This window comes from Treponema berlinense (assembly GCF_052273165.1).
Classification (GTDB): Bacteria; Spirochaetota; Spirochaetia; order Treponematales; family Treponemataceae; genus Treponema_D; species Treponema_D berlinense_A.
Genome location: NZ_DAVZIU010000001.1, coordinates 85,284 through 110,496 on the forward strand (window position 1 = coordinate 85,284; position 25,213 = coordinate 110,496).

25 protein-coding genes and 1 tRNA gene are annotated in these 25,213 nt (G+C 37.7%); 20 read left to right on the forward strand and 6 right to left on the reverse strand.

From position 1 onward, the window contains the following. Nucleotides 1-32: 32 nt before the first annotated feature. Nucleotides 33-302, reverse strand: a complete 270-nt coding sequence (locus ACT6XC_RS00365) for a hypothetical protein (protein ID WP_443740439.1) — start codon at nucleotides 300-302, stop codon at nucleotides 33-35. A 195-nt stretch (nucleotides 303-497) separates the two neighbouring features. Between ACT6XC_RS00365 and ACT6XC_RS00370 the strand changes: the two genes are divergently transcribed. From ACT6XC_RS00370 to ACT6XC_RS00400, 7 genes are all read left to right on the forward strand, one after another. Further along, nucleotides 498-1,271 carry a transporter substrate-binding domain-containing protein gene (locus ACT6XC_RS00370; RefSeq protein ID WP_443738565.1) on the forward strand — a complete coding sequence of 258 codons (774 nt, stop codon included), beginning with the start codon at nucleotides 498-500 and terminating at the stop codon, nucleotides 1,269-1,271. Nucleotides 1,272-1,585: 314 nt separating this feature from the next. Beyond that, entirely contained in the window at nucleotides 1,586-2,257 is a 672-nt protein-coding gene (locus ACT6XC_RS00375) for an amino acid ABC transporter permease (RefSeq protein ID WP_443738564.1), read from the forward strand. Between the two features lie 31 nt (nucleotides 2,258-2,288). Beyond that, on the forward strand, nucleotides 2,289-3,011 hold the full coding sequence (locus ACT6XC_RS00380) for an amino acid ABC transporter ATP-binding protein (RefSeq protein ID WP_443740440.1): 723 nt from the start codon (nucleotides 2,289-2,291) through the stop codon (nucleotides 3,009-3,011). Nucleotides 3,012-3,030: 19 nt separating this feature from the next. Further along, nucleotides 3,031-3,873: a phosphatase PAP2 family protein gene (locus tag ACT6XC_RS00385; protein ID WP_443740441.1), complete on the forward strand. Its 843-nt coding sequence runs from the start codon at nucleotides 3,031-3,033 to the stop codon at nucleotides 3,871-3,873. Next, the gene (locus ACT6XC_RS00390; protein WP_443740442.1) at nucleotides 3,873-4,763 is read left to right on the forward strand and encodes an energy-coupling factor transporter transmembrane component T family protein; all 891 of its coding nucleotides are present in this window, start codon (nucleotides 3,873-3,875) and stop codon (nucleotides 4,761-4,763) included. Before ACT6XC_RS00385 ends, ACT6XC_RS00390 begins: the two co-directional genes overlap by 1 nt. A 2-nt stretch (nucleotides 4,764-4,765) precedes the next feature. Continuing rightward, nucleotides 4,766-6,397 carry an ATP-binding cassette domain-containing protein gene (locus ACT6XC_RS00395; RefSeq protein ID WP_443740443.1) on the forward strand — a complete coding sequence of 544 codons (1,632 nt, stop codon included), beginning with the start codon at nucleotides 4,766-4,768 and terminating at the stop codon, nucleotides 6,395-6,397. Next, a complete protein-coding gene (locus tag ACT6XC_RS00400) occupies nucleotides 6,394-7,071 on the forward strand; it encodes an ECF transporter S component (protein ID WP_443740444.1) in 678 nt (225 codons plus the stop codon). Before ACT6XC_RS00395 ends, ACT6XC_RS00400 begins: the two co-directional genes overlap by 4 nt. On the opposite strand, the gene ACT6XC_RS00405 is transcribed toward ACT6XC_RS00400, so the two are convergent. Together ACT6XC_RS00405 and ACT6XC_RS00410 are read right to left on the reverse strand one after the other, a co-directional pair. Then, a complete protein-coding gene (locus ACT6XC_RS00405) occupies nucleotides 7,037-8,971 on the reverse strand; it encodes a TonB-dependent receptor domain-containing protein (RefSeq protein WP_443740445.1) in 1,935 nt (644 codons plus the stop codon). The genes ACT6XC_RS00400 and ACT6XC_RS00405 overlap by 35 nt on opposite strands. Then, nucleotides 8,956-9,480, reverse strand: coding sequence for a hypothetical protein (locus ACT6XC_RS00410; RefSeq protein ID WP_443740446.1), 525 nt, complete (start codon nucleotides 9,478-9,480; stop codon nucleotides 8,956-8,958). The genes ACT6XC_RS00405 and ACT6XC_RS00410 overlap by 16 nt, the downstream gene beginning before the upstream one ends. Before the next feature lie 369 nt (nucleotides 9,481-9,849). Here ACT6XC_RS00410 and ACT6XC_RS00415 point away from each other — a divergent pair, with 369 nt between their 5' ends. The 5 genes from ACT6XC_RS00415 to ACT6XC_RS00435 all read left to right on the forward strand — a co-directional run bounded on the left by ACT6XC_RS00415 (nucleotide 9,850) and on the right by ACT6XC_RS00435 (nucleotide 16,015). Then, nucleotides 9,850-10,875 (forward strand): PfkB family carbohydrate kinase, encoded by a 1,026-nt coding sequence (locus ACT6XC_RS00415; RefSeq protein ID WP_443740447.1) that lies wholly within the window; start codon nucleotides 9,850-9,852, stop codon nucleotides 10,873-10,875. A 218-nt stretch (nucleotides 10,876-11,093) separates the two neighbouring features. Then, nucleotides 11,094-11,537, forward strand: a complete 444-nt coding sequence (locus tag ACT6XC_RS00420; protein ID WP_443738555.1) for a DUF3015 family protein — start codon at nucleotides 11,094-11,096, stop codon at nucleotides 11,535-11,537. A gap of 1 nt (nucleotide 11,538) precedes the next feature. Further along, nucleotides 11,539-13,632 carry an Lnb N-terminal periplasmic domain-containing protein gene (locus tag ACT6XC_RS00425; protein ID WP_443740448.1) on the forward strand — a complete coding sequence of 698 codons (2,094 nt, stop codon included), beginning with the start codon at nucleotides 11,539-11,541 and terminating at the stop codon, nucleotides 13,630-13,632. Nucleotides 13,633-13,684: 52 nt separating this feature from the next. After that, entirely contained in the window at nucleotides 13,685-15,298 is a 1,614-nt protein-coding gene (locus ACT6XC_RS00430; protein ID WP_443740449.1) for an ATP-binding protein, read from the forward strand. After that, nucleotides 15,299-16,015, forward strand: coding sequence for a response regulator transcription factor (locus tag ACT6XC_RS00435; protein ID WP_443740450.1), 717 nt, complete (start codon nucleotides 15,299-15,301; stop codon nucleotides 16,013-16,015). Nucleotides 16,016-16,029: 14 nt separating this feature from the next. On the opposite strand, the gene ACT6XC_RS00440 is transcribed toward ACT6XC_RS00435, so the two are convergent. Both ACT6XC_RS00440 and ACT6XC_RS00445 read right to left on the reverse strand, forming a co-directional pair. After that, nucleotides 16,030-17,127: a diguanylate cyclase domain-containing protein gene (locus tag ACT6XC_RS00440; protein WP_443740451.1), complete on the reverse strand. Its 1,098-nt coding sequence runs from the start codon at nucleotides 17,125-17,127 to the stop codon at nucleotides 16,030-16,032. A 19-nt stretch (nucleotides 17,128-17,146) separates the two neighbouring features. Beyond that, nucleotides 17,147-17,217, reverse strand: a tRNA-Gly gene (locus ACT6XC_RS00445). Nucleotides 17,218-17,492: 275 nt separating this feature from the next. Between ACT6XC_RS00445 and ACT6XC_RS00450 the strand changes: the two genes are divergently transcribed. The 7 genes from ACT6XC_RS00450 (at nucleotide 17,493) to ACT6XC_RS00480 (ending at nucleotide 24,056) form a co-directional block, all read left to right on the forward strand. Then, complete coding sequence (locus ACT6XC_RS00450; RefSeq protein WP_443740452.1) at nucleotides 17,493-18,365, forward strand: substrate-binding domain-containing protein; 873 nt, start codon at nucleotides 17,493-17,495, stop codon at nucleotides 18,363-18,365. 121 nt (nucleotides 18,366-18,486) lie between these two features. Next, nucleotides 18,487-19,332, forward strand: a complete 846-nt coding sequence (gene pstC, locus ACT6XC_RS00455; protein ID WP_443740453.1) for a phosphate ABC transporter permease subunit PstC — start codon at nucleotides 18,487-18,489, stop codon at nucleotides 19,330-19,332. Between the two features lie 26 nt (nucleotides 19,333-19,358). Next, nucleotides 19,359-20,186: a phosphate ABC transporter permease PstA gene (gene pstA, locus ACT6XC_RS00460; protein ID WP_443740454.1), complete on the forward strand. Its 828-nt coding sequence runs from the start codon at nucleotides 19,359-19,361 to the stop codon at nucleotides 20,184-20,186. 128 nt (nucleotides 20,187-20,314) lie between these two features. Then, nucleotides 20,315-21,088, forward strand: coding sequence for a phosphate ABC transporter ATP-binding protein PstB (gene pstB / locus ACT6XC_RS00465; protein ID WP_443740455.1), 774 nt, complete (start codon nucleotides 20,315-20,317; stop codon nucleotides 21,086-21,088). Between the two features lie 44 nt (nucleotides 21,089-21,132). Next, entirely contained in the window at nucleotides 21,133-21,786 is a 654-nt protein-coding gene (gene phoU / locus ACT6XC_RS00470; protein ID WP_443740456.1) for a phosphate signaling complex protein PhoU, read from the forward strand. Nucleotides 21,787-21,869: 83 nt separating this feature from the next. Beyond that, on the forward strand, nucleotides 21,870-22,574 hold the full coding sequence (locus ACT6XC_RS00475) for a response regulator (protein WP_443740457.1): 705 nt from the start codon (nucleotides 21,870-21,872) through the stop codon (nucleotides 22,572-22,574). Then, on the forward strand, nucleotides 22,575-24,056 hold the full coding sequence (locus tag ACT6XC_RS00480) for an ATP-binding protein (protein ID WP_443740458.1): 1,482 nt from the start codon (nucleotides 22,575-22,577) through the stop codon (nucleotides 24,054-24,056). A 17-nt stretch (nucleotides 24,057-24,073) separates the two neighbouring features. Here the strand turns inward: ACT6XC_RS00480 and ACT6XC_RS00485 are convergent, their stop codons facing one another. Further along, nucleotides 24,074-24,565 (reverse strand): GNAT family N-acetyltransferase, encoded by a 492-nt coding sequence (locus ACT6XC_RS00485; protein ID WP_443738543.1) that lies wholly within the window; start codon nucleotides 24,563-24,565, stop codon nucleotides 24,074-24,076. Between the two features lie 285 nt (nucleotides 24,566-24,850). Between ACT6XC_RS00485 and ACT6XC_RS00490 the strand changes: the two genes are divergently transcribed. Next, nucleotides 24,851-25,213, forward strand: coding sequence for a metal-dependent transcriptional regulator (locus tag ACT6XC_RS00490; protein WP_273443564.1), 363 nt, complete (start codon nucleotides 24,851-24,853; stop codon nucleotides 25,211-25,213).

Sequence of the window (25,213 nt, forward strand, 5' to 3'; positions counted from 1 at the left end):
TTCCCAATGCTTTTACAAGATATGGAATTGCTTTATGGGATTGCTTTTTCAAAACTTACGCCTGTAAGAACTACATTTTTTGCTCCAAGTTTTATAAGACCGTTGCAAATTTTTTCTATATTTTCTATATCAAAAGTCAAATCGTTAAAAGTCCAGGATTTAAATGCTGTATGATTTGAAAGAACTGAACTTGGAAGAACAGCTGTTTCAATCCCGCAGGCCAAAATAACAGGAAGTGCAACCGTTAAAGAACATTGTCCCACGCATGAAATATCTTGAATTGTAAGAAGTCTCTGATCCATTAGGCTTCTCCGTTTTTATAACATGAATTAAATATACAAAAAACAAAATTTATTTACACGCATTTTAAAATATTCTTGTAAAATTTAAGTTAAGAAAGTGTTAAATTGAAGAAAATTTATTTTGGCTGACTGTTTTTATATGTTTTATCAAAATGTGCAATATGCTATAATGGCGAAAATTATGGAGGACTTTTTATGAAAAAAGTTTTATTTGCGGTTTTCGCGGCTTCGGCTGTTTTTGCTTTGGCTGGCTGTAAAGAAAAGAAAAATGTTGTAATCAATTCTAAGGCTGACCTGGAAAATCTTTCGATTGGATGTCAGGCTGGTACAACTGGCGAAATTTACATTCAGGAAGATTTGCCAAACGCAAAATGCAATTCTTTTAAAAATGTAATTGACGCTTCGCTTTCTCTCAAAAATGGTGCAATCGATGCTATTATTATCGACGAATTGCCTGCTAAAGAAGTTTGCAAAAATAATTCTGACCTTACAATTCTTGATTTCGACCTTATTACTGACGTTTACGCAATTGCCGTTCAGAAAGGAAACACAGAACTTCTTAATTCTATCAACAAGACAATCTCTGATATGAAAGCTGACGGAAGATACGAAGCTCTCGTTGCTGATTTTATGCCTACTGACGGAAAAATTAAAATTCCTGCCATCGAAGCAAAATCTGGTAATGGAAAAATTGTAATGGGCACAAACGCTGCTTTCCCTCCATTTGAATATGTTGAAGGTTCTAAAGTTGTTGGTTTTGACGCTTCTATGGCTCAGTATATTGCAAATGATTGTGGTAAAAATCTCGAAATCAGCGATATGGCTTTTGACGGTTTGATTGCCGCTCTTCAGTCTGGTTCAATTGACTTTGTTGCTGCTGGAATGACTGCAACAGAAGAAAGAAAACAGAATGTTGATTTTTCTGAACCATATTACGAATCTAAACAGGTTGTAATCGTAAGAAAATAAAAATTTTCAAAAACTGAATTTTTACTTTTGCTTGAATTTTATGTGTGGTCGTTGCGATTTTTGTCGAAATGACCATACTGTTTTATACGGTGGTTTGGACAGATAAAAAGTTCAGCCACCTGTTTTATCATAACGATTTTGTTAAAATGTGCTCTTAAATGGCAATCCTGCCGTTAAATTTTATTAGGAGGCATGATAAAATTTACATCCTTGTAATTTTTATCATTACAGTTTGCTCAAGCGTTGCTTTTCTCAAACTGTGATTCCCGCCATCCGTGGCTCGCCGCTAACACGAAGTTTTATAGGAGAAAAAAATGCTTCAAAAAATTTTAGAAATTATGTTCTCTCACGGCAGGTGGATGATGATTTTGCAGGGCTTGGGAACAACTCTTTTAATCGCCTTGTGTGCGGTTTTAATGGGAACAATCCTTGGCTGTATTTTTGCAATTTTTAAGCTTTCTAATTCAAAAATTTTAAATGCGATTTCTAACGTTTATACGACTTTGATTCGTGGAATTCCAATGGCAACTCAATTGATGATTTGTTATTTTGTTATTTTTTCGCCATTGGGAGTAAGAAATACTGTTCTGGTTGCAATAATTTCGTTTGGTGTAAATTCCGGGGCCTATTGTACAGAAATTTTCAGGGCTGGAATTAACGGTGTAGATAAAGGTCAAATGGAAGCTGGACGTTCGCTTGGTTTGAACTGGGCACAGACTATGTTTGCAATCATTATTCCGCAGGCTTTTAAAACGATTTTGCCGACTTTTGCATCGGAATTCATTACTCTTATAAAAGAAACTTCAGTAGCAAGTTTTATCGCCGTAGTTGATCTTCAGAAAGCGTGCGACAATATTCGCAATGCAACTTACAACGCTTGGGTTCCACTTCTTTCGTGTGCCCTAGTTTATCTTATTCTTACAGTTGGTCTTACAAAGATTTTTTCTGCAATCGAAACAAAATTTGCTAAGTCTGAAAAAAAATAAAATTCCTTGAATTTTTTGCTGGAGAAAATTGATGATTGAAATAAAAAAACTTACTAAAAAATTTGGACAATTGACTGTTCTTGATGGAATTTCGGAAACTATAAATAAAGGCGAAAAAATTGTAATTATCGGACCGAGCGGTGGTGGTAAGTCGACCTTTTTGCGTTGCTTGAATTTACTGGAAACTCCGACCAGCGGAAGTATTGTTTTTGAAGGAACTGATATTACTGACAAAAAAACAGACATCAACAAAATTCGTCAGAAAATGGGAATGGTTTTTCAGCATTTTAACCTTTTTCCGCACAAAACTGTTTTGCAAAATTTGACTCTCGCTCCAGTTATGCTCAAAATTATGAAAATCGAAGAAGCGGAAGAAAAAGCATATTCACTCTTAAAAAGAATTGGACTTGTCGAAAAAGCCCGTGCTTATCCAGCAAGTCTTTCTGGCGGCCAGCAGCAGCGAATTGCAATTATCCGCTCGATTATGATGAATCCAGAAGTGATTCTTTTTGATGAACCGACGAGCGCCCTCGACCCGGAAATGGTCGGCGAAGTTTTGGCACTTATGCGTAATCTTGCAGATGACGGAATGACGATGGTTTGCGTTACTCACGAAATGGGGTTTGCCCGCGAAGTTGCCCAGAGAATTTTCTTCATGGACGGTGGAAAAATTGCTGAACAGGGAAGTCCATCTCAGATTTTTGACAGTCCTAAATCTGAACGTTTAAAGCAGTTTTTAAAAGCGGTTCTGTAAAATTAGAATTGTAAAAAATATGAAAAAAGCATTCTTCTTAAAAATCCTGATTTTCTGTTTGTGCTCACATTTCTTTGCGGACGTTGCAAATTCTGTAAAGAGCGCTTGCGTTTCTGAAAGTCCATTTTGTCTTTCTAAAAAAAAAGACGGAGCATTGCTTGGCACCGGAATTTTTTTGTCCGGAGCGGATTTGTTTTTGGACAACGTTTTCAAAATCAATAGGCAGACGTTTGATGAAAACCGCAGTTTTGAAAAAAAATCTGTAAACGGTTTTGACAGACTTTTTATGAACGATTACAATTTTATGCTCGACAAAGTTGTCGGAAACATTTTTTTGTGTTCTGCAATGGCATCTCCGATTTTTATTTTGGGAAAATCTCAAAAAAGCGAATGGAAAACTGTCGTCTTAATGTATGCCGAAACTCTTTTAATTGCGAATGGAATTAAGGAACTTGCAAAACTTTCAATAAACCGTTACCGGCCAATGTGCTATTTTGAAAGCGGCGACTCTTACGATTCGTACAAAGATAACGGCGATTTTGCTAATTCTTTTCCGTCAGGGCACTCAACAATGGCTTTTGCCGGAGCCGCTTTTTCGAGCTATGTTTTTTGGAAATATTTTCCTGAAAGCCCGTTGCGTTACGCTGTTTGCGCCGGGAGTTTTTCTTTTGCAGCTGCAACAGCCGTAAGCCGCGTTTTATCCGGAAATCACTTTGTAAGCGATGTTGCCGTCGGAGCGTTGATTGGCTCTTGCACAGGATTTTTAGTTCCTTTTTTGCATCAGTCTAAAAAAGCAGAAAAAAAAGAAAACATTCAGGTTGGAGTTTTGCCGAACGGTTTTTTGATGAGGCTCAGTTTTTAATGCAAGCTTTATTTAATTCAAAAAAAGATTTGCTTAAAAAAAAAGATTCAATTTTTAAAAAATGCACGCATCCGCTCGTCGATTTTTTGTGGTTTTTTGGCATAATCTGTTTTTGTGTTGCAATCCGCCATCCTTTTTATTTGGGGCTTTCGCTTTTAGCAGGAGTTTTATTCAATATTCTTCAAAAAAACTGGCACGCCTTAAAACTGATAATTTATTGTGTTCCAATTTTTATTTTTCTTTCTGCACTAAATCCGCTCGTAAGCCATTGGGGAGAAACTGTCCTTTTTTTGATTTTTGGCAAACCTTTTACAAAAGAAGCATTTTTTTACGGTCTCAATATGGGGCTTATTTTTTTAGCAATGTTTGAATGGTTTTTGTGCTTCGGCTGCGTAATGACCGTGGACAAATTCACTTATCTTTTTGCGCCGATTTTTCCTTCTGTAAGTTTGATGGTGGTGATGATTTTGCGGCTTGTTCCTTTTTGCATAAGACGGGGACGCGAAATTTCTGACGGTCGTTGGGCAATCGGATTAAAAAAAGTGGCTTTTAAACAAAAATTTTCGGTTTTGAACGCAGTTATGAGTTCAATTTTGGAAGACGGCGTAATGACGGCTTTGAGCATGGAAAAACGCGGTTACGGAACAGCAAGGCGCACGAGTTTTTTGAATTATCGTTGGAGATTTTCAGATTTTTGTGAATTGTTTTTTTTGAGTTTTTGCGCTTTTTTTATTGTCTGCGGAATAAAAAACGGAAATTGCGCGGTTAATTTTTATCCTGTAATAAGTTTTTCAAAAATTTTTGCAAGCCTCCAGTCGGCAGAAACTTTTTTTGCCTTTGCGGGATTTTTGTTTTTGCCAATGATTGTTAAATTTTTTTCTGGGGATTAAAAATGAATTATAAAATCAATTTTAATGGAACGGATTTTTTTGTAAAAAAGGGTGAATTTGTCGTAGTTTGCGGAAAATCCGGCTCAGGAAAGACAACTTTTCTTCTTCAACTTGAAAACGAACTTAAAAAACTCGGTCAAAAAACTGGATTTGTTTTTCAAAATTTTGATTCTCAGATTGTAACGGACAAAGTTTGGCACGAACTTTCATTCGCCCTCGAAAATACAGCAGTTCCAAGAAAAATTATGGAACGTCGGGTTGCGGAAATGGCAACATATTTTGGAATTTCTGACTGGCTTTGCTCGAAAAACGAAAATCTTTCTGGCGGACAAAAACAGCTCTTAAATCTTGCGAGCACAATGGCGTTGAATCCAGATTTTCTTTTGCTTGATGAGCCAACGAGCCAGCTTGACCCGATTGCAGCTTCAAATTTCTTAAATACCGTAAAAAAAATCAATCGCGAATTTGGAACGACCGTCGTGATTTGCGAACATCGGCTGGAAGAACTTTTTGAAAAAGCCGACAAAATTTTATTTTTGGACAAAATGCAAATCCTTTTTGACGAAAAACCGCAAAACTTTTGTCAGAAAATTTTTGCCTGTCAAGAGAAAGATTTAATTGAATTTTTACCGACGGCTTCGAAAATCATTTCTCGTTTTGAAAAAAAGCCCGAAAAGCTTCCGCTGAGTGTTGCTCAGGGACGCGCCTGGATTTTGGAAGTTTTAGAAAATGGCGGAAAACTTGAACCAGAAATTTTTAGTCTTTTGGAAGATGATGAAAATTTAAAAAATGAAAAAAATCATCAATTTGACGAAAAAAACTGCCCTCAAAAATCAAAAAATCTCGTTAAAATAAAAAATCTGAGTTTTAGATACGAAAAAACTTTGCCATGGATTTTGCAGGAACTTGATTTTTGTATCGAAGAAGGAAAAATTTACGCGATTGCAGGAGCAAATGGCAGTGGAAAATCAACTCTGCTCAAAATTTTGTGTTCGCTTTTAAAAAGTTCCCGCGGAACCGTAAAAATTGAAAAAACTGCGCGCAATAAAATTTTTATGCTTCCTCAAAACGTGCGTAATATTTTTACAAAGCAAACCGTTCTGGAAGAACTTGAAGAATGTGGCTGGAAAAAAGACGAAAATTCTGCTTTGAACGAAAATGTTTCTTTGAGTGCGGAAAAGAGATCGAAAAAAAATGTTTTTTTGACGGAAAATTCAATTCTTCAAAACGTAATTTTTTCGCTTAAAGAAAATTTTTTGCATCATCCTTATGATTTGTCTGGCGGAGAAATGCAAAAACTTGCACTTGCAAAAATTCTTCTTCAAAAACCAAAAATTCTGCTCTTAGATGAGCCGACAAAAGGTTTGGACAACGCGTTCAAAAAAGAATTCGGCTGGCTCTTAAAAAAAATGGCGCAGTCTGGAATTTCGATAGTTCTTGTTTGCCACGATCTGGAATTTTGTGCGTATACTGCGGATTTTACCGGACTTATGTTTGAAGGGCAGATTGCCAGTTTAGAAAAAACTTCGGATTTTTTTGAAAAAAATATTTTTTACACAACGGCACGCAACCGTCTTTTGTCCGGATTTGAAAATTCAACCGGCAAAAATCCTGAGACGGAGGCGACAAAATGAATTTTTGGCAAAGCGGTCAAGGCGTTTTGCTCGCCTTTTTAGTTTTGATAAATCTCGGTTTTTATTTTGCTTACGAACGCACCCACCCTTCCAGCGGAGAACTTATTCTCGTTGCGGATTTATGCGCTTTTTGCATTGCAATCCGTTCAATTTTTAGTTTTGTCCCATATTTTAATCCTGTCATGGCAATCATCTGTCTGAGCGGAATTGCTCTTGGCAGTTTGCGCGGTTTTTTAATTGGTTCTCTTTCTGCGCTTTTGTCGAATTTTATTTTTGGGCAAGGACCGTGGACTTTGTATCAGATGACTTCCTGGGGAATTTTGGGTGCAATTTTTGGCTTGGTTCGACACTTTCGGTTTGGACACAACAGAACTTTTCAAAAAAACAAGACCGTAGATTTTGGAATTTTAGATTATTGCGTTTTTTGTATTTCATCATTTTTGGTAATTATTTTTATAACAGGACCGATTTCTGATTTGAGCAGTGTTTTTATGTTTGGAATCGACAATGTAAAGTCACTTTTTGTTATGCTTGCAGGTGGTTTTGTTTTTAACCTTGCTTTGGCGTTGAGCACTGTCGTTACGATTTTGTTTTTTTCTAAGCCGTTTTTGTCCGCCTTAAACCGCGTAATTTTTCGGCTCAATGTAAATTCGCTTTTTCATTCTCAATTTTGATTTTGCAGCCAATCGTGAGCGAAGTTCCTGGCATTGGATAATTTTCGACCGACTGATAGCGTTCATTCAAAATATTGTCCGCCTTAAAATAGAGAAGAATTTTTTCCCAGAATTTTAAATTCAGGTTAAGGTTGAGCAGAGTGTACGGTTCAAGAAAAGTTATATTCATATTCGATTTATAGCGTTTTCCTGTGTATTGCGCCGAGACCGAAAAGTCAAATTTTTTTAAATCGACAATTGCCTGCGCAGTTCCTGTAAAATCCGGAGTCCACATTATTCTTTTTTTGTAGGTGAGTTTGTTGGATTTGTCCAAAAGTTCGTTGTAAAGATATTCGCCGCTGGCTTTTAAAGTCAAAATTCCGTCAAAAAAAGTTTTTTGCGCGTTAAAATCAATTCCAAAATAGAATGCGCTGTTTACATTTTGAGTAGTTCCGCCGCTCCACGTGATTTTTTTTTCGTAAAAATTTGAAAAAAACTGAACCGAAGAAGGAAAAATTTCGTTTTTAAGGTTAAACGTCAAATCCGCTCCCCAGCCTTGTTCTGGCTTTAAATCTGGATTTCCGTGGTAACCTGAACCTTCCCAATAAAGATCGTCCATATTCGGAAACTGAACCATTCTGTAGCCGTCGAGCAAGATTTCGATTTTTGAAAATTTAGCCGCAAATCCAATTTTTGGAATAAAAGCAAGGTTTTTTCCGCAGAATTTTATCGCAATCGGAACAACCATTGAAAAAAAGTTGTTAAAATAGAGTTTTGAAGTTTCTTTAAAAACTCCAGACGGCTGAAAATGAATTCCAGAATTTGTCGAATTTAAATGCGTAAGGTCAAACGAAACAGCCGCGCTTTGAGCAAAAAATCCGCATCTATAAAAATCCACTGTGGCAGAACCCTTAAAATTGTTGATTTTGTGTCTGCTTGGACCATAGTTGTCCTCGTATTTTCTGTCGTTGCGCAAGTATGCGAGGTTTGAAGTCAGGTTCATTTTTTCAAAAAGGCCTGGAGTAAACGAAGAAAACGTAAAATTTACGTTAAGGTCTTTTTGTTTTCCTTGATTTGTCGAGTATTCAACGCCTGGAGTTTCTTTGTCGCCATAATAAACGGAAGAAGCCACAGTAATTCTGCTTCCGTTGTGCCAGTGTGTAAAGCGAATATCGCCATTGCCGTCTTTTACAGAAGAATTTTCGCGTTCCTTAAAAGAATTTTGAGAAGTTTTGTAAATGTAAGAATTTTTTGCGAAACCGCCTTTTGCGCTTACCGAAAGAAAAGAATTTTCCGACAAGGCCGCAGAATATGCAATTTTTTGAATTACCGTGTCGAGCGGAAAATTCTGGTTTAAAAAGGATTTTAGGGCAGTGTCCGACGAAAATTGCCGTCCAGAATCATGTTTTTTTGTAGTAATGTAGATTGCGCCGCCAACAGAACCTTCATCTTCCGTGCCTTCCGTAAAACCGCCGCGTACAATTTCGATTTTTTCGACGTCAGCAACATTTATCGAAGAAAAATCAAAAGTGCCAGTTTGAGCGTTGTTCATGCACAGCCCGTCAATCACAACACGAACCGTTTCGTCCGTAAAACCGCGGATCGAAGGCTTGCTTTCCAACCCGTAAGCACCGTAATCAAGGCTCTGAATCCCCGACTGGCGCACAACAGCAGAAAGATCCTCTGCATGAAACTTTTCAATGTCTTCTTTAGAAAAAACAATCCTCTGCTCAACAACCGGTGCCGAAACATAAGTAACGATTTCTGGAAGCGAAATTTCTGTTTTTGAATCAGAAATAGAGGAGGGGAAAGCCTTCCCCTGCGCGTCCACTTCGTTGGCCGCTACCCCATCTCCTAGGGGCTCCGCCCCTAAAACCCCGGTTGCAAGAAATAAAAACAGAAAACCTACTGTTTTACGCATTCGCTGAAACCGCCAAAATATCCGTTACCAATAGTAAAAGTAGAAATTGCGTCTTCGAGATTTTCGGCCGAAGTTTTTCCATCCTTTTTATATGCGCCAGAAAGGCTTAAAGAAGAAGAGGTCAAATCCCAAAATGCAATTGCATACCATTTGCCGACATCTGCTGGATTTATAGCACGAGTATATTTTATATAGATATAACCTGAAGTTTCTTTGTCATCTGTGTAAGAAACTAAGAGATTATTTCCTGCGTATAAGTCGACCAGGTTTCCACTGTCAGAAAAACTATTAGACAAACTAGTCGATGTGATTGCGAAGATTTCGAAGTTTTTACCGTAAGAACTTTTCCAAGTTCCAATTAAATTAGAATTGTCTGAGAGTTCATAAACTCCGGAAGGAAGTTCATTATCATCGTCTTCCTGCTGACAAGACATAAAACTAAACGAAACAAAAAAAAGTGCGCACAAAACGGCAAGTGCACGGCTAAAAACAAAGCGGGTGCTTTTCATAAAAATTCTCCTTGACTCCAGAGTGTTGCGTAGAGTCGGATTTGTAAAATCGCCTTAAAAAAAAGACGGTAAAAACAGGTATTCGGACTTAAAAGGCAGTACAGTTAAAAATAACCATTAAATGCCAGTTTTACCGTTCCGCGTCGAGCCTGTGAATTGCACACAGTTCCCCTGTATTTTGCAGAGAGAATTTAGCAGATTTTGAAAAAAGTGTCATCAAAAACAAATAATATTGCATTTAAGCGTCTCGTTTTAAAATACAATTTTTCCTGTATTTCTTCCAATTGATAGTTTTGATTATATTTGATATATTCTATATCTAATATTAGCGGTTTTAATCCGTAAAAATATTTTTTAGGAGACACACAGATGGCAAAAGTAGTAACTTTTGGTGAATTGATGCTTCGCATCCAGCCTGCTGACTATTATCGTTTCGTTCAGGTTGATTCAATGACAACAACTTTCGGTGGTGGAGAAGCTAACGTAGCAGTTTCTTTGGCAAACTACGGTGATGACGCTTACTTTGTAACAAAACTTCCTACACACGAAATTGGACAGGCTGCCGTAAACTCACTTCGCAAATACGGAGTTCACACAGAATATATCGTTCGCGGTGGTCCACGTGTTGGTATCTACTACAACGAAAAAGGTGCTTCTCAGCGCGGTTCAAAATGTGTTTACGACCGTGCAGGCTCTTCAATTCAGCTTGCTAAACCAGAAGAATTCGACTGGGACAAAATCCTCGAAGGCGCTTCATGGTTCCATATTACAGGTATTACTCCAGCTCTCGGATCAAACATGGTTCAGGCCTGTATCGAAGGCTGCAAAGTAGCTCACGAAAAAGGAATCACAACTTCTTGTGACCTTAACTACCGTGGCAAACTTTGGACAAAAGACGAAGCTCGTGCTGCTATGACAGAAATCTGTAAGTACATCGATGTTTGTATTTCTAACGAAGACGATGCAAACGATGTATTCGGAATCAAATCTGAAGGTACAGATACAACTAAGGGCGAATTGAACAACGAAGGATACCTCTCAGTTGCTCGTCAGCTCAAAGAAAAATTCAACTTCAAAAAAGTTGCAATCACTCTTCGCACTTCTATCAACGCTAACCGCAACTTGTGGCAGGCTCTTCTCTATGTTGATGACAAAGACTACGCTTTCTCTAAGCAGTACGACATGAACATCGTTGACCGTGTTGGTGGCGGTGACTCATTCGGTGGCGGACTTATCCACTCACAGCTCAAAGAAATGAACACTCAGGATTCTATCAACTGGGCAGTTGCAGCTTCTTGTCTTAAACACTCAATCATCGGAGACTACAACATGGTTTCTGAAGACGAAGTTAACAAACTTGCAGGCGGCGACGGATCTGGTCGTATTCAGAGATAAAATCTTAAAAATAGTGGTTGCTAGACTTGTTTTAGCTGCTGCTGTTTTATGATAATTCTTTGAACGGCGGTTTTTTGTTAATAAAAACCGCCGTTTTTTATTTTGTTTTAGATTTTTTTTAGTTTTTTCCAATAACATTTATTTAGTTGTTAAACACAAAAAACAAAAAAATCGGAGAGAGTTTTTTTAGGTAGAAAAAAACATAGGAGGTTTTTTTTATGTTAAGAAAAAAGATTGCTGTTTTGGTTGCTGCTGGAATGTTGGCTCTTTCTTCATCGGCTTTTGCAACAAACGTAGGTCCTGGTCTTGGTTATGTTCTCGTTGGAGATAAAACTGGTGCAGGTTGGGATCTTCTCGCTTCATGGCTCAACGGAATTTACTGGAACCAGTGGTTTGCTATCACATTCGGAACTTCTGGATATGATAACGGTCTTGTTGGAATGACAGAAACAAATCAGTTCGTAGCAGACAACATGGACGCTCTTGCGGCAGACATCGCTAAGGGTGAAGGCGAATATATCGACACTCTTTCAACTATGCTCAACGTTTCTGACTCTGTTGCTTTCAAAGCAACTCTCCAGAAAAATTTTGAAGAAATCTTCACTTCTGCAAACGTTTCTGCTGAAGAAGTTACAAGCAAAATTTATTCTTTTGTAAGCTAAGTTGATTTTTTCAATCAGCAAGATAAGGTACGGTTTTAGAACCGTACCTTATTTGTTTATAGTCGTTTTTTCTCTTTTTTTTATTTTTCCTGCATTTTCAGAACTTAAGATAGAGAATGGCATTGGAGAAAGTTTTTTTGAAAATTTTGGACAGAAAACTGACATTGAAGGGAGTTTTTCTGTAGAGAAACTAATCGGACAAAAAAAATCGATTGATGTTGAAGAAGTAATTCAAAAGGCGCAATCCTTAAAACTTTGGGAAGAACCTTATTGGCGCACTTTAGTTCATTATAAACCTACATTTTTTGGACATTACAAAAGTCTTGTTGACGATCCGGAATTTTTTTGCGCAAAAAATGGAAAAACTAATCCGCGCGCTGAACTTATAGCGACAGTCCGCGCTTTTTTTAAAGAAAAAATTGAAATTCCTGAAGAAATTAAAGAAGAAATAAATTCTGAAAGTCAAAAAGAATCTGACGGTTCAGAAAAAAATACAAAAATCAAAAAACACGCAATTGAACGTTTTCCGGGACGTTACAGATGGATTTGCGAAAAACTTGGTCTTAAAAACGGCGATTTCCCTTATGACGGAGATGCCGCTTACCAGGCGCTTTTGGCAAAATTAAATCCAGGCGACATTTATCTGGTTTTTCCGGCAGGATACTTAAAAAGACCAGCTTCTGTTTTTGGACATACTTTTCTTTTAGTCGAAACAAAAGGTCGTCCCCGCCTTACTGCAAATTCAATAAATTATGGCGCCGTAACGAGTATGACTGGCGGTCCGCTTTTTGCAATTCTGGGACTGGTCGGTGGTTTTCACGGATATTATGGTTTTGAAGCATATTACGAAAAAATCAAGCAGTATTCTGATATGGATATGCGCGATATGTGGGAATACCGCCTCAATCTGACAGATGACGAAAAAGACAGAATGCTTCGCCACGTTTTTGACTTGGCAGGAATTTATTCAAGATATTATTTTACTGGCGAAAACTGCTCTTACAACCTGCTTTTTTTGATTGAAGCGGCCCGTCCTTCGACAAAAGTGACCGAATTGATTAGTGGCGTTGTAGAACCTGTCGAAACTGTAAAATTGGTTTATGAATCTGGTCTTACAGATAAAGTTGAATACAGACCGTCGATTTATTCAAAAATCGAAAATGAAAAGACACTTTTAACAAAAAAAGAACAAAAATTTGCAAAAAAACTTTGCCTTGGCAAGACAACTGTGGAAGATTTTCCTTTTGATGATATTTCGCCAGAAAAACAGGCTACAATCTGGGAACTTTGCGCAGACTATCTGAACGTTCTTCTACATTCAAATAAAATTTCTTCAGATGAATACAGGCCACGCTATCTTTCGGTTTTGTCTGCCAGACGCAAACTTGGAAAACTCAATCCGCCGGAATTTTCGGTTCCTGCGCATCCTGAAGAAGCGCATGGCTCTAAAAAAATTGCTTTTGCCAGTGGCTGCGACAAAAAAGGTGGTTTTATCGGGGCAAATTTCCGTCTGACCGCGCACGAGCAGCTTGAGCGTTCGGCCGGTTATTCTGAAAACTCGGAACTTGCGTTTGCGATGGTTGATTTGAGATATAATTTTTTTAAAAACGAATTTTATCTTCAAAAAGCAGATTTGCTTTCGATAATTTCGCTTCCGACAAGCGATTTATTTTTCTTTAACGGAGCTTCGCAGCTTTTGACTGGACTTGAAAAAAATCTCGACAAAGACGGTTCTGAAAATTTTGCCTGGCGCTTAAAAACTTTGTACGGTTTTAGCATTCGTCCAGTTTCTAAGTTGCAGCTTTATGCTTTGGCTGGAATCGACTGTTATTTTTCTCCATCTTACAGTTATGGAACGGAACTTTTTGCCGGTGGAGAAACAGGTTTAATTGCCGGAATTGATATTTTTAGAGCCAAAATTTATGCGGATTTTATGCTGAACGTTTTTGATATTGAATATTTGCGTTCAAAATTTGGAATTGAATCCTGTCTGTCAGTTTCCAAAAATGCGTCTTTGAAGGGCGGTTACTCTTTTTTGCGCAATTACAAAAAAAACTGGCACGAATGGAATATTTCGTTCAATCTGTTTTTTTAAGGCTTAATGGTATTTTTTGAAAAATAAATGTATATTTTACGGAGGAAAGCGAATGAAAAAAAATCTTTCGATACTAATCAGCGTATTTTCTGTAATTCTTCTTATTTTTCTTTTTTTTTGGCATGAATTTGAAAGCGAATATTTTGAAATTGTTTTTTACAGCGTAGTTTGCATAGAAATTTTGATTACAGTTTTGGGTTTTATGCTCAATTTAATTTTTGAAGAAAAAGAAAACAAAACTGATTCTTTGCAGGATTTTTTTTCCGACACTCTCGAAGTCGAAAAATCGGCAATTAAAAAAACTGAAAAAGAAAAAAACGAATCTTACGAGACTGTTTTAACCGAAATTGGAAATCCTTTGCAGTCAATTCAGGCAATGGCGGGAATTCTTTCTGAACCGCTTGATGAAAATTCTCAAATTTCTGCTGCCAGACTTATTACAAAAAATATTCATCTTATAAAAGACATAATTGGTCAAAAAACTTATAGCGATGATCAAAAAATTCCGGAAAAAGATATTTTGCTTCAGCTTGTGCAAAATGTTCCTGTAAAAAAAGATGTTGAGCATGGAATTTCGATTGGAATTTACGGAGATGTAAATTCTTATAACCTGACTTTAAGGCTTGTTTTGCAGTCTTATGGTTTTTTTGTGAGAATTCTGGATGGTTCTCAAAAAGCGCTTTTTGCAATCGAAGACGACCTTGTTCAAATGCTGATAATTTCGCCAGAATCAAAAAATGATGAGGCTTTTTATCTTTGCAAGGCGATTCGGAAAAAATATGCCGTTCTTGAATTTCCAATTTTGATGCTTGTAAACAAATACAATTCTTACCTTATGGAAAAAAATTTTGAAGGTCAGATAAATGATTTTCTTGTGCAGCCCTTTGATATTTCTGCTCTTCTTGGACGAATTCGGATTCTGGAAAATTACAGAAATCTTTGGCTCGAAAAACAGGAGCTTTTAAAAAGCGAAAAAGGAAAAAGCACTTTTTTGTATTTTGTAACGCACAACGTAAATACGCCGCTGACGGTTTTGTTGAATGAAATTCAACAATTACAGGAAACGGCAAAAAACGAAAAAAACAAGAAACTCCTGTCAGAAATTCAAAGCATTTGCGATTGCGTCAGCCAGATAAACATAATCATTCAGAATGTCTTGAATTCTTACAGAATTTCAGACGGACGGTATCTTGTAAATCCAAAAATTATAAATCTTGAAGAATTTCTTTTAGAAGAAAACAAATTTTTGATTCAAAAAGCTAAGCGAAAAAATCAAACTTTTGCCTTTGAGTGCAATTTTCAAAATCCGCGCATTTTTTGCGACGAAAATAGCTTAAAAGGAATTTATGCAAATCTCGTCGACAATGCGATAAAATATACTTTGTCAGAAGGAAATATTAAAGTTAGAATTGATGCAAACGAAGAAAATATTTTTTTGCACGTAATTGATGATGGAGTTGGAATTCCTGAAGAAAAAAGGCCGGTTCTTTTTAATCGTTTTGCAGGAATTGGTTCAAAACACGGAAAAAATGAACATTCTGTCGGACTTGGACTTTATGTCGTAAACGAAATCTGTAAATTGAATGGGCTTGAACTTGAATATGCGGAGAATTCTGAAGCTGTGAGCGGCAGTATTTTTACTGTGATTTTTAAGAGGCTTGGTTAAATGGACGAAAAAGAAATTATAATGGTCGTTGAAGATTCTGAGTCGTTGAATAATTTTATTGCCAAAAATCTTGTTGAGAATGGGTTTGAAGTAATTCAGTGTTTTAACGCAAAAGACGCCTACAGAAAACTTTCAAAAAATTTTATAAGCCTTGTAATCCTGGATTTAAATCTTGGCGACGACATTGGAGGAATGAGGGTTTTACATTCAATCCGGCTCCAGGACAAAATTCTTCCAGTTATGATTGTTTCTTCGATAAATACCGACAAAAGCAAGGTTGAAGGTTTTAGGGAAGGTTGCGACGATTATATTACAAAGCCTTTTTATATTGAAGAATTGATTTTGCGAATAAAAAGAATGCTCGAAAAATCCGCGTTAATTGGTTTTAATAAAAACACACTCGAAACGCTTTATACCAATGGAATTTTTGAACTTGATCTGGATTCGTTTACGGTTTTCAAAAACGGAAAGAAAATCCCAATGCGCAAAAAGCAGTTCGATATGATGCTTTATTTTATCCGAAATTCAAATAAAATCCTGCCCTTCGAGGCGATTTACCAAAATGTTTGGAATGAGCCGATTCCAGACGAAAAAACTCTCGAAAGCAATATTTACGTAAATATCCGTTCATTGCGCAATCTTATCGAAGACGATAAAAAAAATCCGCGACACATAGTTTCTGTGAGCAAATGCGGTTATATTTTTGTGCCAGAATAAAGAAAAACTGGCTTTTAGCTCAAATATTCCGGACGTTTTTTTATGAATTCGCGTTTTTTAAGGTCTGTCAGCGATAAAATTTTGTCTAAGTCGGAATTTGCAGAAAACTTTGCGTAACCGAGCGTAACTAGGGGCATTTCCTTAAAATCGAAACTTTCTTTTATATATTCGATAAAAAATTTGCGGTTGAGTTCGTCAAAATTGAGCGTTAGATCGCTTATGGTTGCCAGAAACTCTTCGCTTCCGATTCTATAGCATTGCCCGTATTTTTTGAAAAATTTATTGAAAATTTTTGAAACCGTCACAATAATCCGGTCGATTTCTTTGCGGGAATAATTAAGTTTGAGTTTGGCAAAATTGTCGATTTCTGCAACAACAATGCAATGCTCTTTTTTCTGGTGGCAGAGCCATTTTTGAAAGCTTCCATAATTTAAAAGACAGGTTTGAACGTCGAGCTGCTGGTAAAGGGTTGTGTGATAGATGTAATAAACAAGAATGGAAAAGATTATTGTAAGCCAGGTGATTTGAATTTCGGGATAAAGAATTTGAACTGTGGTTCCAAAAAAAACAAGCAAAAAATTAAGAAGAAGTACGATTCCGTTATTTTTCCAAAAACGAACAGAAAGCCGGATGTTTGTAAGCAAAAAATAAAAAAGGCTGAGCATGTAAAAAGCCACGTAAATAAAAAAGCCTTTTGCCCTTGAATAATGATTTTCTTTATCAACGTAAAAAACGCTGTATTTGGGAGTTGCAATCAGCGAAACAAGGAGCCAGAGCGAATAAATTACGCACAAAATAACCATTGGATTTATTTTAAAACGTTTTTTGTCAATGTATGGAAAAAGCGCTTTGCTCAAAGAAACGTAGACGGCCGGCGTAAGGCTAAAACCGATATAATTAGAAATAATATGGAAAAATTTGAATTTTGGCGGAGTGTTGTCAAAAATTATTGTGAGCACTTCCATTATGCAGATTAAAAAAACAATTACGCCTGTTGTCTGAAATTTATTCTTTTGATGAGTGCTGATTATAGAATTCCCAGAAACCAAAAAGAAAAGAATTACAAGGGAAAAAATATTTATGCAGGTAATTGTCGAAAAATAAGGAGTCACGAACTCTTTCTCCAAAATGAGCAGATGACGGGAGTCGAACCCGCGCGCCAACCTTGGGAAGGTCGTGTACTACCGTTATATTACATCTGCAATTCCGACTTTAAATATAATAGATAAAACATTAAAAAACAATATTCTAAAAAAATACGGATGCACTTGATTTTTATGCAATTTGTAGCCCGGACATTAGCCAAGCCGCAGGCTGTGCGAAGCACCGCGCGTGAGCAAGTGGCGGTTGGCCGGATTGAGAGAAAAATGCGCTCCAAAAAAATTAACCGAATTTTAACAATTTTATAGCACAATTTTTACAGCACAGACTTAAATTGCTTATTGTAAATTAGATTTTCATACAGGAGGTTTTTACTATGAAAATTAATAAGATTGCAGTTTTTGCGGTTGCTGGTTTGTCTCTTTTTTGTTCGGATTTGTGGGCTTGGTCTTTTGGAAAGAAAGATGGAAAAATTAAGGATTCTATTACTGTAATTTCTCGCGAGGCTGGTTCTGGAACTCGTGGAGCTTTTGTTGAACTTTTTGGTGTTGAAACTAAAAATGCTCAGGGCAAAAAAGTTGATATGACAGTTGATTCTGCTGATATTACAAATAGTACAGAAGTTGTAATCACTTCTGTTTCTGGAAATCCTTCTTCAATTGGATATATTTCCCTTGGTTCGTTAAATAGCACTGTAAAGGCTTTGGAAATTGACGGTGCAGTTGCTTCTGTTGCAAATATCAAAAACGGTTCATACAAAGTTAGCCGTCCTTTTAACATTGTAACAAAAGACGGTCTTTCTCCAGCTGCCAGCGAATTTAAGAGATTCATTCTTTCTGCTGATGGTCAGGCAATTGTAGAAAAGAAAGGCTACATTGCTGTTGCTAAAAATCAGCCATATCTTGCAAATGTAAAATCTGGAAAAGTTACAGTTGCTGGTTCTTCTTCGGTTTTCCCTGTTATGGAAAAACTTGCCGAAGCATTCAAAGAAGTAAATCCTGGAATCGTTGTTGAAGTTTCCCAGAGCGATTCTACAACTGGTGTAAACAGTGTAATTCAGGGTGTTTGCGACATTGGTATGGCAAGCCGTGAGCTTAAAGCAAGCGAAACTGGCATAAATGCTGACAAAATCGCAATCGACGGTATTGCAGTTGTAGTAAATAAGAAAAACTCTGCAAACGCTCTTACTAAAGAACAGGTTCGCAAAATCTTTGTAGGCGAAATTACAAAGTGGAGCGAAGTAAAGTAGTTTTTGGCTGGTAAAAAAAGGCGGACTGTCAAAAAAGTGATGTGAATGCTTAAAAACGGAGTATGCGTGATTTTTGAGGACAGTCTGGTTTTTTAATTTTTGAATTGTTGAAGGAAATATTTTGAAAACAAAATTAGAATCGACAATGAAATTGATTTTTTTGCTTGCGGCAAGTATGAGTGTTGCGGCGGTTGCATTGATTTGTTTTTTTATGTTTGCAAACGGCGTGCCGGCAATGCAGAAAATTGGTTTTGGAAACTTTTTGCTTGGAATGAAATGGAAACCAGAGATTGATTTGTACGGAATTTTTCCAATGATTGTTGGAAGCCTTGTTGTGACAGTCGGTGCAATTATTCTTGGTGTTCCATTTGGAATTATGACGGCGATTTATATGGCCCGTTTTTGTCCTGCAAAGTTTTATCCCGTTATGAAGCACGGTGTAAATCTTTTGGCAGGAATTCCTTCTGTTGTATACGGATTTTTTGGTTTGACGGCTATTGTGCCGATAATCCGTTCGGTTTTTGGAGGAAGCGGAACTAGTATTCTTGCGGCTTCGATTGTGCTTGCAATAATGATTCTTCCGACGATTATAAGTGTTAGCGAAACTTCTTTGAGAGCTGTTCCTGAACTTTATTACGAAGGATCTCTTGCTTTGGGCGCCTGCAAGGAGCGAAGCGTATTTTTTGCTGAGCTTCCTGCCGCAAAATCTGGAATTATTGCAGGAATTATTCTTGGAGTTGGTCGTGCTGTCGGCGAAACTATGGCTGTAATTATGGTTGCTGGAAATCAGGCGGTTATGCCTCGTGGACTTGTAAAAGGAGTCCGCACTTTAACGGCAAATATTGTTCTTGAAATGGGATATGCCGCCGGACTCCACCGTGAGGCATTGATTGCAACTTCGGTTGTTTTATTCTTTTTTATTTTAATTATAAATTTTGTATTTATGATGACAAAGAAAAAGGCGTAAAAATGGCAGTTTTTGGAGGAATTGATATGAATCAGACAAAACAATCTGCAATTTTTCGGTTTATTTTAAGAACTTGCGCATTTGTTACTTTTGGAATTATTGCAAGTCTTGTGATTTATATTTTTGCAAAAGGGGTAAGGCATATAAATCCGTCGCTTTTTTCTTTGCATTACACGAGCGAAAATGCCTCTCTCTTTCCGGCATTGGTAAATACGGCGATTGTGCTGATTGTTTCGCTTGTTATGGCAGTTCCTGTTGGCGTTGGGGCGGCGATTTATCTGGCAGAATATGCAAAAGCCGGAAACCGTTTTGTCTGTGTGATTAGAATTACTGCGGAAACTCTTACAGGAATTCCGTCGATTGTTTACGGTTTGTTTGGACTTTTGCTTTTTGTAACTGCGTTAAAATGGCAGTTTTCGCTTTTTGCAGGTTGCTGCACTTTGGCAATTATGATTTTGCCGGTAATAATGAGAACTTCTGAAGAAGCCTTGCTTTCTGTTCCAATGACGTACAGAGAAGCAAGTTTTGGTCTTGGTGCTGGAAAATTGCGCACTGTATTTAAGACTGTCCTGCCGGTTGCAATTCCTGGGATTGTTAATGGAATTGTTTTGAGCGTAGGAAGAATAATTGGAGAAACTGCGGCGCTTTTGTATACGGCAGGAACCGTAGCGCATATTCCGAACAATTTGATGGGAAGTGGTCGGACTCTTGCAGTGCATTTGTATTCGCTGTGGTGCGAAGGTTTGCGGACTGAGCAGGCGTATGCGACTGCGGTTGTGCTCGTTCTGTTTGTAGTTGTGCTGAACTTTATTTCTGGAAAAATAGAAAAAACAATGACAAAACGGCAAGGATAGGAGTGGCGGCGAAGCCGTTGCGGAGCAATGAAGTGCGGTTAGCACGGAACCACGGATAGCCTGGTTTTTGGCGGTTAAAACCGACAAAAAGCCGCCTTAAAAATAAAAATTAGAGGAGCAGATGTAATATGGGAGAAAACAATAATTTTCCGAAGGCGAAGATTTCAATACGTAATTTTGATTTGTTTTATGGAAGTTTTCAGGCCCTGCATTCGATTGATATGGATATTCCTGAAAATAAAATTACGGCCTTTATTGGACCGAGCGGTTGTGGTAAGTCGACTTTGCTAAAATCTTTGAACAGGATGAACGATTTAGTCGAAAATTGCAAAATTTCTGGAGATGTTTTGCTTGATGGAACTAGTATTTATGACGGCGGCGATGTAAATTTGCTGAGAAAACGCGTTGGAATGGTTTTTCAAAAGCCGAATCCTTTTCCAATGAGCATTTACAACAATATTGCTTACGGTCCGCGAACTCATGGAATTACAAAAAAAACGGACTTGGACGAAATTGTTGAAAAATCTTTGCGCGAAGCGGCAATTTGGAACGAAGTAAAAGACCGACTTAATAAAAGTGCGCTAGGAATGAGCGGAGGTCAGCAGCAAAGACTTTGTATTGCGCGTGCTCTTGCCGTAAATCCAGAAGTTTTGCTTATGGACGAACCGACTTCTGCGCTCGACCCGATTTCGACTGGAAAAATTGAAGAGCTTTGCGACCAGCTTAGAAATGACCTTACGATTGTAATTGTAACTCACAACATGCAGCAGGCGGCGAGAATCAGCGACAGAACGGCATTTTTTCTGCTTGGAAGGGTTGTGGAATACGGCGAGACCGAACAGATTTTTTCTACTCCAAAAAACAAAAAAACGGAAGAATATATTACCGGCCGTTTCGGTTGATTTATTCAAGTTATTCAAAAAACGACTTTTTATGGGAGGAAATCATGAGAAGTAAATTTGATAATCAGCTCAAGGAACTTAACGATGCGCTGGTTTTTCTTGGCTCAGAGTGTGAAGATTGTTTGACTTACGCAATGCAGGCGCTTGTGACTGGTCAAAAAGAAATGATTGAACGTGCAATGGAATGTGAAAAAAATACGGACATAAAAAAACGCGAAATTCAGGCAATGTGCATGAGGCTTTTACAGCAGCAGCAGCCAGTTGCAGGAGATTTACGTGTTATAAGTGCGGCTCTTCGTATGATAATTGATATGGAACGAATTGGCGACCAGGGAAGTGATATTGCGGAAATTTCAAATCACATAGACTTTACAAAAAATGAATACAATAAGTTGATTACGCAAATGGCAGATATTACAATAAAAATGCTGAGCACTGCGGTTTCGTCGTTTGTAAGGCGGGATGTAGAACTTGCGGCAACTGTTGAAAAAATGGATGATGAGGTTGATGAACTTTTCTTAAAAGAAAAAAATATCCTTGTCGATATGATGGGAAGCGGCGAAAAAACAGACAGAAAAACAGCGGAACAGATTTTGGAAGTGCTGATGATTGCAAAATATTTTGAAAGAATCGGCGATCACACCGTAAACATTGCGCATTCGGTAAAAACAATGCTGAACGACGGAAAAACTGCGTAATTTGAGAATTGCGGAAAATGTGCGGTCAGGTCGGCAATTTACGGTAAAAAAAAGCGACAAAATCAAAATGTGGGAGAATTGGTATGAAAATTTTAATTACTGACGACGAAGAGCCGATTCGTGAACTTATAAAATACAATGTTGAAAAAAGCGGGTTTGAAACGGTTTGTGCGGAAAATGCGCTTCAGACGGTTCAGTCTGCACGCTTGGAAAAACCAGAACTAATTCTTCTTGACCTTATGTTGCCTGACATGAGCGGTCTTGACGTCTGCCGGATTTTAAAAGGCGATGATTCTACTCGCTCAATTCCAATCATCATGGTTACTGCAAAAACCGAAGAAAGCGACATTGTTGCTGGACTTGAACTGGGTGCGGACGACTATATTACAAAGCCATTTTCTACAAAAGTTTTGCTTGCTAGAATTCAATCTGTGTTGCGTCGTGCTCAAAATCAAAATTCTACTGCGGTTTCTGGGGACATTTTGACTGCCGGTTCTGTCTCTGTCGATATTCCGCGTCACGAAATTTTGGTTGAAGGCAAAAAGGTGGAATTTACTGCGACCGAATTTGCAATTCTTGAACACCTTGTGCGTCATGCAGGACAGGTTTTTTCTCGTCAGCAGATTATAAATGCAATCAAAGGTTCGGATTATCCTGTTACAGAACGGGCAATCGACGTTCAAATTTTGAGTATTCGGCACAAGCTTTCTGACGCTGGCTGCAAAGAAATGATTGAAACAATTCGCGGTGTTGGTTATAGAATGTACGGAGAAGAGGCAGTTGAATAAATGATTAAGAAAAAAACGGTTTCGATTACAGTTTTGCTTTTTGTTCTGAATGGACTTATTTTGACCTGTGGATTTTTTTATCTCTTAAAACAGAATATTTTGTCGGTTCGGACGGTTGCAGAAAATCAAACTGAAGAAAATCTGAGTGTTTTTGGAAACTCTCTTGTTCAGATTGTGTCTGAGCATTTAGACGAAAAAAACGAAGACAAAAATATTGACGGATTTTTGAAGAAATTCAATTTTACAGATTCTATTGGATTTTACGTTTCAAATTCTTTGGCAAAAGATTTTCGTATAACGCTTGTTGCTCCAGATGGAAAAGTGATTGGAGATTCCGAGGCTGATGAAATTTCTGCGCTCGAAAATCACAAAGAACGCGAAGAAATTTTAGCAGCGCTTTCTGGAAAAGAAGGAAAGGCGATTCGCAAAAGTACGGTTTCAAACGACAACGTAATGTACTATGCCTTGCCGATTCAGACAAAAAACGGAATTTACGCATTAAGGCTTTCGGTTCCGCTTTCGATGGCAGTTTATTTTTCAACGAGTTCAAAAAAACAGATAATCGAAACTATGTGCACTGTTTTTGTCATAATTCTGCTTCTTACGTTTATTGTTTCTGCTTATATTGTTCATCAAATTAAAAAACTTGAAATTCTTTCAGGAGAATATAAAAAAGGAAATTTTGATGCAAAAAGCACTGTTTGTTCTCCTTCCGAACTTAGAAAACTTGGCAACCGGATGGAAATTATGGCGACAGAAATGCAGCGTCTTGAACAGGTTCGGAAGGACTTTGTTTCAAACGTTTCGCACGAATTAAAAACTCCTGTTACCTCGATTACTGGTTTTACAGAAACCTTGCTAGACGGCGCAATCGACGACAGACCTACGGCAATTCACTTTTTGCAAATCATAAACGCTCAAAGCATAAGACTGATGGCGATTATTGAAGATTTACTTACGCTTTCAAGGCTCGAAAAAGACAACAAAAAACCAGAAACTATGAAGCACGATGTTGTTGCTGCCACAAAACAGGTTTGCGAACGTTTTATGAGCAAGGCGGAACTAAAAAAAATAAAACTTTTGCGCTCGGTTGATGTTGGAAAAAACGACAAAGTCTGCTGTATGCTCAACGAAGGTCTTTTTGACGAAGCGTTGGGAAATTTAATCGACAACGCAATAAAATACTGTCCAGAAAATACCGAAGTCGACTGTAAAGTAAAACTTTTTGCAGATAGAAATCTTGTTCAAATTTCTGTGGAAGACAACGGTCAGGGAATTCCAAATGAATTTAGAGAGCGGATTTTTGAACGCTTTTATAGAATTGACAAAGGTCGCAGCCGGGATATGGGCGGAACAGGTCTTGGACTTTCAATTGCAGCCCATATCATAAAAGCTCACGATGGAAAACTGTATGTAACCGACCGTTTGGACAAGAAAAACGGCGCGCGTTTTGTAATCGAACTGCCGGTCATAAAACAGTAGAAAATGCCAGAAAAAAATTATTTTGAAACTCGGGCTATAAGTTTTTCCATACATTCTTTTGAAAAATCAAAATATGTACGGCCTTTTTCTTTTTCTGCACCGAGCTTTAAATAATAGTCGATTGAACCTGTGTTAAAATCAAGGGCGCTCCATTCCAGTCCAATATAGCCTTCTTCGAGAACTTTTTTGCAAATATGGGCCAAAAGTTTTGTTCCGTAGCCTTTTCCGCGGACTTCTGGCTTAAAATAAATGTCTTCAATATAAACTCGTCCACGAGCCGAATAAGAACCGTAAACCGGATAATAAATCGCATAGCCGATTGCCTGACCGTCGAGTTCTGCAAAAAGCGCGGTGGCAATTTTACGGTCAAAAAGCCAGTGGCGCATTTCGTCTTCAGTTCCTGTCACATCTTGTGGCCGGCGTTCGTGTTCAGCAAGCCCAAGAATAAGTGATTTTAAAGTAGCCATATCATTTGCCGTAACTGGCCGGATAGAAAAAGAATTTTCCATAAAAAGAGAAATCTCCAGTTTTTTATAATGCTTGAATATCGTGTTAAAAGCCGCGGATTTACGGACTAAAATAAGCCTGAAATCAAATTCAATAAGGCTATTCTATTTTAATTTTTGCAGAATGTCACACGGATTTGAGAATTATTTAATAATGAATGAAATTTTTGTGCTTAAAAACGATTTTTGCCGCTGTTGTTTATAACGCCTTTTATTATGGCACGGAAATGTTTTTTTTGTTAAAATAGTCTGAATATATTGAAGAAAATTGACGCAGGGGGAAGTGCGATGTACGAATCTGGAGAAGATTATCTTGAGGCAATTTTGCGCTTGCAACTTGAAAATGGTTTTGTCCGCTCTGTTGATGTTGCTAATAAACTTGCTGTTTCTCGCCCAAGCGTAAGCCGGGCAATGGGACTTTTGGAAAAAGACGGCTATATAGAATTTACGCTCGGCAATACGATTAAATTGACTGAAAAAGGGCAGCTTAAGGCGGAAGATGTGTACGGACGCCACAAACTTTTGACGGTTTTTTTGCAGAAAATTACGGGGCTTCCAGAAGAGCAGTGCGAAGAAAATGCTTGTCGTGTTGAACATCAGATTGATGTCGATGTTGTAAACGGCATAAAAAAATGGGTTGAAGAAAACTAA